The organism is Ensifer adhaerens (assembly GCF_002007205.1).
In the GTDB taxonomy this organism is placed as follows: Bacteria; Pseudomonadota; Alphaproteobacteria; order Rhizobiales; family Rhizobiaceae; genus Ensifer; species Ensifer adhaerens_D.
The window spans coordinates 417687-430785 of sequence record NZ_LAZS01000008.1; the positions used below are offsets into that span (position 1 = coordinate 417687).

Consider the following 13099-nt stretch of genomic DNA (forward strand, 5'->3'; position numbering starts at 1 on the left):
GCGCGGCGCGATGAGCGATGGATCAGTCGGCGTACTGACCGGCTGCTTCGATCACCGGCTTCCAGCGGGCGATCTCGCCTTCCAGCTTGGTCTTCAGTGCGGCCGGGGTCGCGTCGGCGTCCGAAGAGGGTTCGGTGCCGAGTTCGCCAAAGCGTGCGACGACGTTCGGATCCTTAAGCGCGACCTGCAGAGCCTTCGACAGGCGCTCGTTCACTTCGGCGGGCGTACCCTTCGGCGTGTAGACGCCGTGCCAGATGCCGACCTGCAGGTTCGACAGACCGCCTTCAGCGGTGGTCTGCAGATCCGGGAAGACCTTCAGGCGCTCGGGCGAGGTGACCGCATAGGCCTTGATCGTGCCGCCCTGGATCTGCTTCGTGGTGTTGGTGGTCTGGTCGCACATGATGTCGACCTGACCGCCGAGAAGATCGGTCATCGCCGGGCCAGTGCCCTTGTAGGGCACGGTCGTCAGCGGCGTTTCGATGGCACTCATGAACATCATGCCGCAGAGATGCGAAGCGGCGCCGATGCCGGCGTTGGCGACGGTAACGGTGTCCTTGTTCGCCTTCACATAGTCGACGAGCCCCTTGAGGTCGGTCGGCTCGAGGTTCTTGCGCGCGACGATCGTCATCGGCACTTCGGTAACGAGGCCGACATATTCGAAGGCGTTCAGCGTGTCATAGGCGAGCTTGCGGTAGAGCGTGGCGCTCGTTGCCATGCCGATATGGTGGAGCAGCACCGTGTAGCCGTCCGGATCGGCCTGAGCGACGCGGCCGGCACCAAGCGTGCCGCCGGCGCCGCCGACATTCTCGACGATGATCTGTTGGCCGAGATCCTTCGACATGGATTCAGCGACGAGGCGCGCAACTGTATCCGTCGGGCCGCCGGCGGAGAAGGGCACGACCATGGTGATCGAACGTTCGGGATAGGTCTGTGCGTTGGCGGAAACGGCAAAAAGCGAAAGGGCGGCGACGGCGCCAAGCAATGTGTTGAGGGTTTTCATCTTCTTCCTCCCGGATGAAATATGGCCAGCCGGCAAGGTTTCCTCCCACGCCGGTACTGGATGCCCCCATTTGCAGGTGCAATCCTAGCACAGACAACGGCTTAAGGGGTGGACGGCACGCATTTGTCGCGCGGGCGACGCGATTTTGGGTGGATTTGGAAACATGCGACCCGCAGCATGGGTGGATTTCCACCCATGCCAACCGTCAATGCGCTGCCGCAGGCTTGCTCAAAGGCCAGTACGCTGCCTGAGGTAGGAAACCTCATCGGCAGTGAGCGCACGCGTCGCGCCCTTCGGCAAATCGCCGAGAGCGACCGTCCCGATCGAAACCCGCAGCAGCCGCAGCACCTCGAAGCCGAGCGCGTCGAGCATGCGGCGGATCTGGCGGTTGCGACCCTCTTCGAGCTCCACCTCGATCCACATGTTGCGGTCGCCCGCCCTCAAGCCTTGGGCCCGGGCCGCACGCAACGTCTCGCCGCCTTCGTCGATGCCGGCGACCATTTGTGTTAGCTGCGCCTCGTTGATCTGCCCGGCCAGTTGCACGTGGTAGACCTTGCCGACATGGGTTTCCGGGTCGAGCAGACGCTGCGCAAGCACCGTGTCGTTGGTAAAGAGCAGCAGGCCTTCGCTCGCCTTGTCGAGACGACCGACGGGAGAGAGATGGGCGGAGTCGATGTCCTTGAGGCAATCGAAGACCGTCGGCCGGCCTTCCGGGTCATGCCGGGTCGTCACCAGTCCGCGCGGCTTGTTCAGCATCAGGTAGACCTTGCCTTCGGCAAGAACAGCCTTGCCGTCTACGGCGAGGCGATCCTTGTCGATATCGACCCATGCGGTGAGATCCACCGTCTTGCGTCCGTTGATGCTGACGCGCCCCTCAAGCACGAGCGTCTCGGCCTGCGTGCGTGAGCAGTAACCAAGCTTGGAAAGCGCGCGGGCGATCGTCACGCGTTTGCCGGCATCGGCCGCCGGGCGTCGGCCGGTTTCGCGGGCGGCGGTCGGTCGCTTCTGTTTCACGCTGTGGTCTTCCGTGTCCTCGTCAGACGGCACCTCGCCGCCCTTCCGCCTAACATATCCGACGGAGCGCGTGCCGCATCAGCCGATCTTGGCATAGTCGATCCGCCGGGCGAGCCAGCAGCCGATCGTCAGCCCCTTAACCTTGCCTTCTGCGTCACGCGAAATGAGCACGGTCCAATCTCCCGGCGCCGGTGCGTCCATCGAGCGTTTGCAGCGAAGCAGCCAGACATCTTCGGCCAGCGGTCGCATGGCGTGCATGGCGCCTGTGCCGAGCGAACCGTCGAAACCACCATAGAAAACGCCGTTGGTGGAGACGATGTCGAGATGGGCGTCGAGTTCTGCCGCATGGTAGCGGCCGGCGATATCGGGCTTGGCGGTGCCGGAAATGCGCGCGGCATTGACCGTGAGGTTCTCGCGCGGTCGGTCCATGTGGAGCGAGGCGCCATCCACGCGAAGGCTAACGGCGGCCGAGTGCGCGCTGCCATCAGGGCCGGCGACAAGCGATTCGGCAGCCGTGGCGAAGCTCAGCGAAACGCGGGATTTGCCGATGGGCCTGGTGACGAGCGCGAGGCCTGTTTCCGGATCGAGATGGCTTTCGGTGCCGCCGGCGTCCCAGGTGCCGACCGCGGGCTCGGCATCGCTGTGGCCAAGGGCTGCCTTCATCACCGTCGTTGCCGCCGCGTAGGCATCGGCTTCGTGGTTGAACATCACCACGACGGAAAGGCGCTCCGTGGGTGCGTAAAGCCTGCGGCTGCGGAAGCCGCGGAGCGCGCCGCCATGGCCGCTGATGGCGACGTCGCCGATCTTTTCATGCGCAAGGCCGAAGCCGTAGGAAGCCGGGCGGCCGTCGGCATAGGCCTGCGGTGCCGAAAGCCGGCGGTAGAGGCCGCCCTCGTCCCCGCGCGTCCGGTCGATGAAACATTCCCAGGCGAGCATGTCGTCGAGCGAGGCGGAAATGCCGGCGTCCCCTGCCCAATAGATGCGGTTGGCCGCCTCGAAATAGCCAGCCGTTTCGTTGCCCTCGTAGCCGACGATGCCATCGGGCGGCAGGCTCGTATCGGCGGTAAGGGCAGCCGTCTGCATGTCGGCCGGACCGAAGACGGAGCGCTGGTAGAGCTCGGCCATCGAGCGGCCGGTACGCTCTTCGATGAGGTCGGCGAGGATGCGGAAATTGCCGTTCGAATAGGAGTAGCGCGTGCCCGGCTCGAAATGCGTCGAACGCGCGGAGGAGAGCAGCGGGCGTGCGTCCTCGCGGCGGAAGACGCCGTCGTGCGTGGCGCCCTGGAGCACGGTCAGCGCCCAGTAGTCGCGCAGCCCAGACTGGTTGTGACAGAGATGAGCCGCGGTCGGCCGCTTGCCTTCTAGCAGGGGCAGATAGGCGTCGAGTGCGCGGTCGAGCTTCGCCGGCTCTCCGACGGCGTCCAGAAGCACGGCGCAGGTCAAATGCTTGGTGATCGAGCAGATCGGTATGCGCGTTTCCGCCGTCATCGGCCTGCGGGCGCCGAGGTCCGCATAGCCCCAGCTATGGCGCAGGATAACCCGCCCATCCCGGACCACGCCGGCGACGCCGCCGGGACCGGGATAGTGCTGGGGCAGGGCTGTCAAGGCGCGTTCGAGGATGGAGAGTTCAGGAAAAGACATGGTGTTGGCGGATCGATCTGACGAAGAGCAGGGGCGGAGTTTGCCTGCGTTCGTACCGCCCCCTCCCTGCACATGCAATGCCGCGCCGGCAGCTCTCCTCAGCCGGCGCCTGCCTGGGCGTGATAGAGCCGGCTATAGGCGCCCTTGGCGGCCAACAACGTTGCGTGCGGACCCTGCTCGCGAATGCCGCTGCCATCGACGACGACGATGCGGTCGGCATCGCGGATCGTTGCCAGCCGGTGCGCGATGATCAGCGTCGTGCGCCCCTTGGAAAGTTCGGCAAGCGACTGCTGGATCGCTCTCTCGGTTTCGGTGTCGAGTGCCGACGTGGCCTCGTCGAGAATGAGGATCGCCGGGTTTTTCAGGAACATGCGGGCGATCGCCAGCCGCTGCTTCTGCCCGCCGGAAAGCTTGACGCCGCGTTCGCCGATCACCGTGTCCATGCCATCGGGGAGGGCTGCAATCATGCCATCGAGCTTGGCGCGGCGCGCCGCGTCGAGGATATCGGCTTCGCTCGCCCCGAGCCGCCCATAGGCGATGTTGTCGCGGATGGTGCCCGCAAAGAGGAAGACATCCTGCTGCACGATGCCGATCTGGCCACGCAGCGACGACAGGGTGATATCGCGGATATCGGTGCCGTCGACTGTGATTGCGCCTTCGCTCACCTCGTAGAAACGCGGCAGCAGCGAGCAGATCGTCGTCTTGCCGGCGCCCGACGGACCGACGAAGGCGATGGTCTCGCCAGCATGGATCGTCAGGTCGATGTTCTGGATGATCGGCTTCTCGGCGCTATAGCCGAACGAAACGCCGCGATAGGAGATGTCGCCCTTGAGGCCGGCGACGGCGGTCGCACCAGGCCGATCCTCGATGTCGGGTTCGGTCTCCATCAGTTCGAGGAAGCGCCTGAAGCCGGCGATGCCCTTCGGATAGGTCTCGATGACCGAGTTGATCTTTTCGACAGGCCGGAAGAAGACGCCGACCAACAGCAGGAAGCCGACGAAGCCGCCATTCGTCAGTTCGCCCGTCAGCACGAAATAGCAGCCGGTGATCATCACGATCAGCTGCGTCAGCCGCATGCTCATGTAGCTGAGCGAGGTGCTTGCCGCCATGATGCGGTATGCCTCGAGCTTGGTGCGGCGATAGTTCTGGTTGTCGGTTTCAAACAGGCTGCGTTCATGCGCTTCGTTGGCGAAGGCCTGCACCACGCGCATGCCGCCGACATTCTCCTCGATGCGGGCGTTGAAGTCGCCGACCCGGCCGTAGAGATTGCGGAAGTTCCGCGTCATCCGTCCGCCGTAGCGGCTCGTCACCCAGGCGGTCAACGGCACGACCGCAGCCGTGATCAGCGCCAGTTGCCAGTGCACCATCAGCATCAGCACCAGCGCGCCGATGAAGGTCATGACCGCGATGAACAGATCCTCCGGCCCGTGATGGGCGACTTCGCCGATTTCTTCGAGATCCTTCGTCAGCCGCCCGACCAGATGGCCGGTCTTCTGGTTGTCGAAGAACGAGAAGGAGAGTTTCTGCATGTGGTCGAAGGCCATGCGCCGCATGTCCGTCTCGATATTGATGCCGAGCATGTGACCCCAATAGGTGACGGTCGCCATCAGGCCGGTGTTGAGGAGGTAGACGATGAGGAGGCCGACCGAGGACAGCAGGATCAGCGTCCATTCCTGGCTCGGCAGAAGCTGGTCGACGAACAGCTTCACCGCGATCGGGAAGCCGAGTTCCAGCAGGCCCGACAGCACGGCGCAGGAGAAGTCGAGGATGAACAGGCCCCGGTAGGGGCGGTAAAACGCGAAGAAACGCTTCAGCATGCACGTGCACTCACTGGGGGCGGGCGCGCCATGGGGCGCCGATAGAAAGATGATTTTCAATGTCATGTTTTTAGGGCGAAACCAACCCAGAAATGCGCAAAAGCGTGTCGCCCGTGTGACGCGAACGGTGTCTCTCATCTCTCGAGGCGCAATTGGGTCGCTTCGGTACCGAAGGGAAGGAAACGTTAACCATAGGCTTCGTAGAAATGGAATCAGCAGAGCAAATCGCCTTCGGTTGGGGACACCGGAAGCGGAGCCATTGCTCGATATCACTACGCGTAGGGCGTCTTTGTGCGTTCGCGTCAACGCACGAAGTCCAGGGGGCAAACGAGACGATGGCAAGCAATCAATCAGTGGAAGCCACGGAAACCAACACCATCGTTCCGTTTCCGGTGGTCAGGCGACTGCATGCCATTCGCAGCGCCGCTGCCGAGCTTGAAGATCTGCACGGTGCCGAAGCGCTGCAATTCTGGCGTCGCCGCTGCCGCGCTCTCGCGGATGAGCTTTTCGCCTGCGGATGTTCGGAAGACGAAGTGCGCCATCAGGTCCTGGTTTTTCAGGACGAGGTGCAGGCCGAGCTGCAGCACCGCCACCTCTCGCGCCTCTCCGCCGGCGTGATGAGCCAGTAGGCTCTTACCGTATCGGCAACTCCGGATCCCAGGTAAACAGCTCCTTTGCCCTGGCGATGCCGCGCAACGCAAAACGGCCGAGCGACACTGCGTGCTCCTGCTCTTCCCGCGGGCAGGCCGCGACGAATTCAGAAGACATGATCATCTGCCGCTCGACGGAACGACACATCGACGAAATGCGGCTCACCTCATTGACCGCCGGTCCGACCACGGTGAAATCGAGACGTGTCTGGCTGCCGATATTGCCGTAAAAGACTTCGCCGATGTGAAGCCCGAGATAGACCTCGGTGGTCGGCTTGCCCTCGTCCTGCCGGCGGGCGTTGAGTTCCGCGAGCATGCGGCGCAGCTGCCGCTCGGCGGCGATCGCGTTGGCGCAGGCGGTTCCCGGATCGTCGGCATTGAAGATTGCCAGGACACCATCACCGATCAGCTTCAGCACGCTGCCGCCATGGTCGTGAATGGCCGTGATCACGGTTCCCGAATAGTCGTTGAGGAGCGGGATGATTTCGTCGGGCGCGGCGGTGTCCGAGATGCGCGTATAGCCGCGCAGGTCGGAAAACCACATGACCGTTTCGATGCGTTCGGCCGACCCGCGCGCGATGCTGCCCTTGACGACGCGCTGGCCGGCGTCGGCGCCGAGATAGACGTCCGCAAGCGTGCTGATGATGCGCACGCATGAGCCGGCTTTGACCGCAAGCGCAAGCGTCGGCAGAAGGATGCGGAGCGCCTCGATGTCATTCTCGCTGAAGCCGCCTTCGCTTCGCGTCGTCCAGTAGGAATAGAAACAGTCCATCTCGCCGACGCGGCCCTGGTCGGTGAAGTGGTGGATCATGCTGACGCAGTCGGTGTGGCCTTCGTCTTTCAGCTTGTCCAATATGTTGTAGGTGGTGCCCTCGTCGGAGGAAAGCCGGATGCGGCGCTCCGCGGTTCGGTCGCAAAGCATGTGGTAGAAGATCGAGTTCTGCCAGTTCAGCAGCGCTTCGCCCGTGGTCGTCGAGCCGTACTGGATCACTTCCGGCGTGATCTCGCTTTCGTCGTTCCACTGGAAGGCGCGCCCCTCGAATTCCGGGTGCAACGTGTCGATCAATCCGAGCGCGCGGGCAAGGTCGAGACCGGCGGCGCGACACTGCTCGCAGAAGCCGGCAAAGAGCTCCGGCTCGTCCAGCCCCTTGAGGCCCTGTTCGGAGAGCCAGAGCACGATATTGCGGATCTGTTGGTCGTTCATGGCGCATCCCGCTCGGCCGAGGTCGACTGCATGATGATGTGGTGCATCATCCTTAGCCGAACCAGGGCTCAGAGCGAAAGATGCAGTTTGCCCCCCTCGCTTTCCGCCGGCACGGCGCAGCAGATGAGCGCTTCGCCTTCGGCGACCGGGAAGGAAGGCTGCGAGGGGTAGGTCACGCTGCCCTCCAGCACCGGTGTCCGGCAGGAGCCGCAACTGCCGTTGCGGCAGCCGTATTCCGGGTTCAATCCCCGCGCCTCCGCCAGATCGAGCAGCGTGCCTTCGCCCGGCTGCCAGCGCGCCTCCTTGCTCGACCTGGCGAAGACGACGTGAACCGGGGTGGTGGCCGCCGGTGCCGTCGCCGGGGCGGAACCGCCGTCCGGCCGCCGTGTCAGCGACGACAGCCCGAAGGCCTCCGCGTGGATGCGGGCATCGGCCACGTTGAGCGCCCGCAGACCGTCATAGAGCGACTGGGTGAAGGCGGCAGGACCGCAGAGATAGAAATCGTAGTCGTCGAAGGGCAGGGTGGCCTTGAGATGGCTAAGGTCGATTCGACCGGCGATGTCGTATTCCCCGTTTTCGGCGGCCGTTGCGGGCTGGCTCAGCGCTCGCACCAGACGAATGTTGCCCTCGCCTTCCGCGACCAGATCGGCGATCTCCCGATCGAAGGCGCGCTCTTTCGGCGAACGGGCGGCCTGAAAGACCCAGGTCGGGCGCGTGCGCCGCTTGCGGCGGCTTTCGGCGACGATGTGCTTGAGCATGGCAAGGATCGGCGTGATGCCGACGCCGGCGCCGATCAGCACGGCGGGCCGCCGCTCGGTTCCGTCGATCGTGAAGCTGCCGGCAGGCGCCCGCGCCTCGATCCGATCGCCCGGCTTCAGCCCATGCAGGTGCCGGGAAGCCACTCCGTCCTTCTTGACGCTGATGCGGTAGAGATCATCCGTCGGCGCCGAGGACAGCGTATAGCTCCGGACGAGCGGCCTTTGACCGTCGTCGACGTTGATGCGAACGGGCAGGTGCTGGCCGGCCAGGTGGGCCATGAGCCCGACGCCGTCGTCCGGTTCGAGGTAGAGCGAGCGGATCGTCGTGCTCTCGTCTTCGACGCGGACGACGCGGAACGGGCGCCACGCATCGGCAAGGGCCGCGGCTTCAAGGCGGACCTTCGCCTGGTCCCAGTCACCGGTGGATGTGAGGCTCGGCGACCAGCCGCCCTCCTCGAAGCCCCAGCGGAGCGGCAGGCCATCCTCACGATAGACGACCTTTTCCGGTCGGAAGCGCCACAGGCGTTCGGCTCCTTGAAAGGCCGCCACCTCGGGCGAGGAAAGGATCACCTCGGCGCTGCCGGTCATCTGCAGCATGTCGCCGGTTGCAAAGTCGACGAACAGCAGTCCTGCGCGCGGATTGACCATGAAGTTGCCGAGCGTGTTGAAGAACAGGTTGCCGGAGAAATCTGGAATCGTCAGCACGCCGTCTTCGCCGATCTGCACGAAACCGGCCTTGCCGCCGCGATGGGAGACGTCGACCTGCCGCTCGCCGGTGTCGAGGTCGACATAGGAGGCGACGAAGAAGGTATCGGCACTGGCGATGATTGCGCGCGTGCGGTCGTCCAAGGCGGAATGATGGACCGGCCGCACAGAAGCTGGCTGGTACGGATCGCGCGCAAAAGCGAACTGGCGAAGCTGGATATATTGCGGGCAGTTGCCGAAGCTCTGGCGGACGCGGAGCGTGAAGCCGTCGTCGCCGTCGCGTCGGATCGCGCCGTTCAGCCGGTTCCGGCGGCGGGTTTCGAGCTGGATGCCGAGCATCCCGACGGAGTGCGCGTCCTCCATGCCGGCGTCGGCCGGATCATCCCTGTCGCGCGGCAGCCGGACATCGAGGTTCCAGGCATCAGGCGCCTGCATGAAGCCGGGGGCTGCGGCTCGCATCGTCGCCCAGACATCGCCGTTCGCATCGACGGCCCCGAACATGGCGAAGGGCAGCATCGGGAAGAATTGCTGGTGCTGCTCGGGCATGAAGCTGCGTACAAAATTGCGACCGGTCGCATCCATGCGCTCGGCGACGCCGAGGCTGCGTTGGATGGCAAGTTCGCCTTCGTGCCAGGGCGAACCCGGCTTCTTCTGTTGTGCGTTGTCCGGCATGGTCGGGTGTCCCGGTTGAAACGAGGCCCCTGGGACGGCGGCGCCGTCCCAGGGGTGGTGGCTCAGGCGGCAAGGCCGACGGCGGTCTTCTGGAAGCCGACGAAGCCCGGCAGATGCTCGATGCGCGAAAGCCAGGCGCGCACATGGGCGTAGTCGGAAAGGTCAACATTGCCTTCGGGCGCGGCGGAGATGTAGCTGTAGAGCGAGATGTCGGCGATGGTCGGCCTTGCGCCCACGAGGAAGTCGTGGCCAGTGAGTTCGGCGTCGATCTGGGCAAGCACACGGTGCGCCCGGGCGATTGCGTCCTCGGCCTGCAGATTGGCGCCGAAGACCGTGACGAGACGCGCGGCGGCCGGACCGAAGGCGATGTCGCCGGCGGCAACCGAGAGCCATTTCTGCACTTTTGCCGCTGCGGCCGGATCTTCCGGCAGCCAGTCGATGCGGCCGAGCTTCTTGGCGAGATAGACGAGGATGGCGTTGCTGTCGGCGATGACCGTGCCCTCGTCGTCGAGCACCGGAACCTGGCCGAAGGGATTGAGCGCCAGGAACTCCGGCGCCTTGTGTGCCCGCGCCTTGAGATCGACGTCGATCAGCTCGTGCGGCACGCCGAGCAGCGACAGGAAGAGCTGCGCCCGGTGCGAGTGGCCGGAGAGCGGATGGCGGTAGAGTTTCATGGAAGATGTCCTCGAAGAGCTTGAGAACCGTCGCGGCCCTCCGGCGGTTCGGGATGAACCGCCTTCGAGATCAATCTATGACTTTCCAATTTTCGGCAGTAGAATGCGACTTCGATAGTCTGATTTCCGAATATTGGAAGGATAAAATGGACCGTCTCGACGCCATGGGGGTTCTGCTCGCCGTCATCGAAAACGGCAGCCTGTCGGCCGCCTCCCGGCACCTCAAGGTGCCGTTGGCCACGATCAGCCGGAAGGTCTCCGAGCTGGAAGCACATCTCGGAGCGCAGCTGATCACCAGGACCAACCGCAAGATCCTCCTGACCGAAGCGGGCCGAGCCTATGTCGAGGCCGCCAAGGAGATCCTCTCACGCGTCGAGGAAGCGGAACGGGTGGCGGCCGGCGAGTACAGCACGATCAAGGGCGACCTGACGGTCTCCGCGCCCATCGTCTTCGGGCGGCTGCATGTGCTTCCCGTCGTGGTCGACTTCCTCAAGGCCCACCCCCAGGTCGATATGCGCCTTGCCTTGGGCGACCGGTTTGCCAATCTCGTCGACGATCGCATCGACGTGGCGCTGAGGATCGGAAACCTGCCCGACAGCAATCTCGTGGCGACGAAGCTCGGCACGGTGCGCCGGGTGGTCTATGCAAGCCCCGATTATGTCGCGCGGCACGGCGTGCTCCGGCACCCGAGCGAACTCGCCGATCACGATTGCATCACCTTCGAAAACGTCACGGCCGCCCATGTCTGGCGTTTCCTCGACGGCGGGCGCGAGCTGGCCGCGCCGATCCGGTCGCGGCTTGTCGTCAATACGGCGGAATCTGCCGTCGACGCGGCGATATCCGGTCTCGGGTTGACACGGGTACTTTCCTATCAGGTGGCGCGCCCGGTCGCCGATGGCCTGCTCGTTCCGCTGCTGGAGACCTTCGAGCACCCGGCGCTGCCGGTCCAGCTCGTCTATCTTCCCCAGGGGCTTGTGCCGATGAAGCTCAGGGCCTTCGTTGACTTCGTAGCCCCGCGGCTGCGGGCTATCCTGCGATAGCCGGGCGGCGCCTAGTCCGCCTGATTGCGCTCGCCGGTCATCGGTCTGATGTGGCGGGCATAGGTTCGGCCGACACGGATCTCGCTGCCGTCGGAGAGAAGGGCGATCAGCGCGGCGAAGGGCGCCTGCTTCAGCCCCACGATACAGTCGCGGCGCACGATCGAACTGCGGTGCAGTCTCAGAAAACCCGCGGGATCGAGGCGGCGCTCCAGCGAGGCGAGGCTTTCGTGGTGCAGATAGGATCGACCTTCGACGTGAATGCGGACATAGTCGCGCTCCGCCTGAAAGCGCACGACCCGGTCGAGCGCGATGCGCACGAACTCTCCCCTGGATTTGATCCACAGGTCGCCCGCCTGGGTCTCGTGCTTGCGCAGCGCCTGGCGCAGCACCGTCACAGTTTCGTTGAGCTCAAGCACCCGTTCGGCACTGGTGCGCGCCGCAATCGCCACGCGGGCGCGTTCGATTGCCGTGCGCAGGCGGCTGGATTCGATCGGCTTGGTGACGTAGTCCACCGCCGCGGCTTCGAAGGCGCGAAGCGCATAGTGGTCGAAGGCGGTCACGAACACGACCGCGGGTGCGTGGTTGCCCAGCCGCTCCAGGACATCGAAGCCGGTGCCGCCCGGCATCTGGATATCGAGCAGGATCGCGTCCGGCGAAAGTTCGGCGACCATGGAACAGGCCTGCTGCACGTTGCCGGCCGTTCCCACCACCTCGACGGCGGGCATGGCGCCGAGCAGGCGCAGAAGACGCCGCCGCGCCAGCGGCTCGTCGTCGATGACGAGGACGGAAAGCGGAACAGTCTGGATTTCGTTCATGCGAGCCTCAGGGGCATGGTGATTGCAGCTCTGAAACGGTGGGGTGTCACGAGGCCCGAAACGCAGGCGCCGACACCCGGAAAACGCGCCTGGACGCGATCGGCGACGTTCTTCAGGCCGATCCCCGTGCCCGGTCGCCGTCCGGCTTCCGCCGCCGCCGCGAAGTCGTTTTCGACTGCGATCTCCAGCGCCTGGCCGACCTTGGCGGCGCTGATGACGATTTCCACCTGGTCCGGCGAGCGGCTGACCCCGTGCTTGACCGCGTTTTCAATCAGCGGCTGCAGGATGAGGCTTGGCACCAGCGCCTCTTCGAGACCGGTGTCGATGTCCATCCGGAACCTCATCCGGTCAGAGTAGCGCTCGCCCTCGATATGGAGGTAGCCGGCCTGGAGCGCGAGTTCGTCGGCGAGCCGCACGTCATGCAACGGATCGAGCTCCAGCGTGGTACGCAGAAAGTTGGACAGCGACATCACCATGCGCGTGGCGGCGAGCGTCTGCCCTTCCTCGATCAGGCCGGTGATGGAGTTCAGCGTGTTGAACAGGAAGTGCGGGTTGACCTGGTAGCGCAGCGCCCGCATCTGCGCGGCAAGCGCCTCCTCGCGGGTGATCGCCAGGCGCCGCTCGCGCTCGCGCAGCTCGAAACTGTAAAGCAGCGCGACGAAGAAGAAGGACCAGCCGACGAAGGTCGCCATGCTGTAGACCAGGGTGTAGCCGATGCTGGTCCAATCGGGCGTGATCGGGTCGGGGCGCAAGATGAAAAGATAGAGCAGAAAGTCGACGCCGGTGTTGGCGAAGGCGGCAACGAGAGCGGTCGTAAAGCCGACGACGATCTTCAGCGCGATGTGCTGGCGGCGGACGCGAAACATCGCGGCTGCGATGCCATAGGAAAAGGCCATGCCGCAGGACATCAGCAGGAGCTTGCCCGGCGCCGACATGATCGGGTCGATCCCGAGGATCGCCCACAGAATGCTGCTGATCAGGAATTCCACGAACCAGTAGAGGAAGCCGAGCCAGAGCGTCGTGCGCCGCACGCTGGCGATATAGGCGCTTTCGTCCACCGATCTTGCATCATCCTCAGGTTTCATGGCCATTTTTATCGTTCAACCGGC

At 64.6% G+C, this 13099-nt stretch carries 11 protein-coding genes; 2 read left to right on the forward strand and 9 right to left on the reverse strand.

The features are described 5' to 3' along the window. Positions 1–22: 22 nt before the first annotated feature. From XB14_RS20235 to XB14_RS20250, 4 genes are all read right to left on the reverse strand, one after another. Complete coding sequence (locus XB14_RS20235; RefSeq protein WP_077963384.1) at positions 23–1000, reverse strand: tripartite tricarboxylate transporter substrate-binding protein; 978 nt, start codon at positions 998–1000, stop codon at positions 23–25. A gap of 228 nt (positions 1001–1228) precedes the next feature. Then, positions 1229–2014, reverse strand: coding sequence for a pseudouridine synthase (locus XB14_RS20240; RefSeq protein WP_077963385.1), 786 nt, complete (start codon positions 2012–2014; stop codon positions 1229–1231). 78 nt (positions 2015–2092) lie between these two features. Next, on the reverse strand, positions 2093–3655 hold the full coding sequence (locus XB14_RS20245) for a D-aminopeptidase (protein WP_077963386.1): 1563 nt from the start codon (positions 3653–3655) through the stop codon (positions 2093–2095). Between the two features lie 98 nt (positions 3656–3753). Beyond that, positions 3754–5472 carry an ABC transporter ATP-binding protein gene (locus tag XB14_RS20250; protein WP_077963387.1) on the reverse strand — a complete coding sequence of 573 codons (1719 nt, stop codon included), beginning with the start codon at positions 5470–5472 and terminating at the stop codon, positions 3754–3756. A gap of 335 nt (positions 5473–5807) precedes the next feature. Here XB14_RS20250 and XB14_RS20255 point away from each other — a divergent pair, with 335 nt between their 5' ends. Then, complete coding sequence (locus XB14_RS20255; RefSeq protein WP_077963388.1) at positions 5808–6101, forward strand: DUF6074 family protein; 294 nt, start codon at positions 5808–5810, stop codon at positions 6099–6101. 4 nt (positions 6102–6105) lie between these two features. Here XB14_RS20255 and XB14_RS20260 read toward each other — a convergent pair whose 3' ends face one another. The 3 genes from XB14_RS20260 to XB14_RS20270 all read right to left on the reverse strand — a co-directional run bounded on the left by XB14_RS20260 (position 6106) and on the right by XB14_RS20270 (position 10135). Beyond that, positions 6106–7326, reverse strand: coding sequence for an adenylate/guanylate cyclase domain-containing protein (locus XB14_RS20260; RefSeq protein ID WP_077963389.1), 1221 nt, complete (start codon positions 7324–7326; stop codon positions 6106–6108). 68 nt (positions 7327–7394) lie between these two features. Continuing rightward, a complete protein-coding gene (locus tag XB14_RS20265) occupies positions 7395–9461 on the reverse strand; it encodes a pyridoxamine 5'-phosphate oxidase family protein (RefSeq protein WP_077963390.1) in 2067 nt (688 codons plus the stop codon). Positions 9462–9523: 62 nt separating this feature from the next. After that, positions 9524–10135, reverse strand: a complete 612-nt coding sequence (locus XB14_RS20270) for a glutathione S-transferase family protein (protein WP_077963391.1) — start codon at positions 10133–10135, stop codon at positions 9524–9526. 146 nt (positions 10136–10281) lie between these two features. Between XB14_RS20270 and XB14_RS20275 the strand changes: the two genes are divergently transcribed. Further along, positions 10282–11175, forward strand: coding sequence for a LysR family transcriptional regulator (locus XB14_RS20275; RefSeq protein ID WP_077963392.1), 894 nt, complete (start codon positions 10282–10284; stop codon positions 11173–11175). Between the two features lie 11 nt (positions 11176–11186). Here XB14_RS20275 and XB14_RS20280 read toward each other — a convergent pair whose 3' ends face one another. Both XB14_RS20280 and XB14_RS20285 read right to left on the reverse strand, forming a co-directional pair. Beyond that, positions 11187–11990: a LytR/AlgR family response regulator transcription factor gene (locus tag XB14_RS20280; RefSeq protein WP_077963393.1), complete on the reverse strand. Its 804-nt coding sequence runs from the start codon at positions 11988–11990 to the stop codon at positions 11187–11189. Beyond that, positions 11987–13075: a sensor histidine kinase gene (locus XB14_RS20285; protein ID WP_143348455.1), complete on the reverse strand. Its 1089-nt coding sequence runs from the start codon at positions 13073–13075 to the stop codon at positions 11987–11989. The genes XB14_RS20280 and XB14_RS20285 overlap by 4 nt, the downstream gene beginning before the upstream one ends. Positions 13076–13099: the final 24 nt, after the last annotated feature.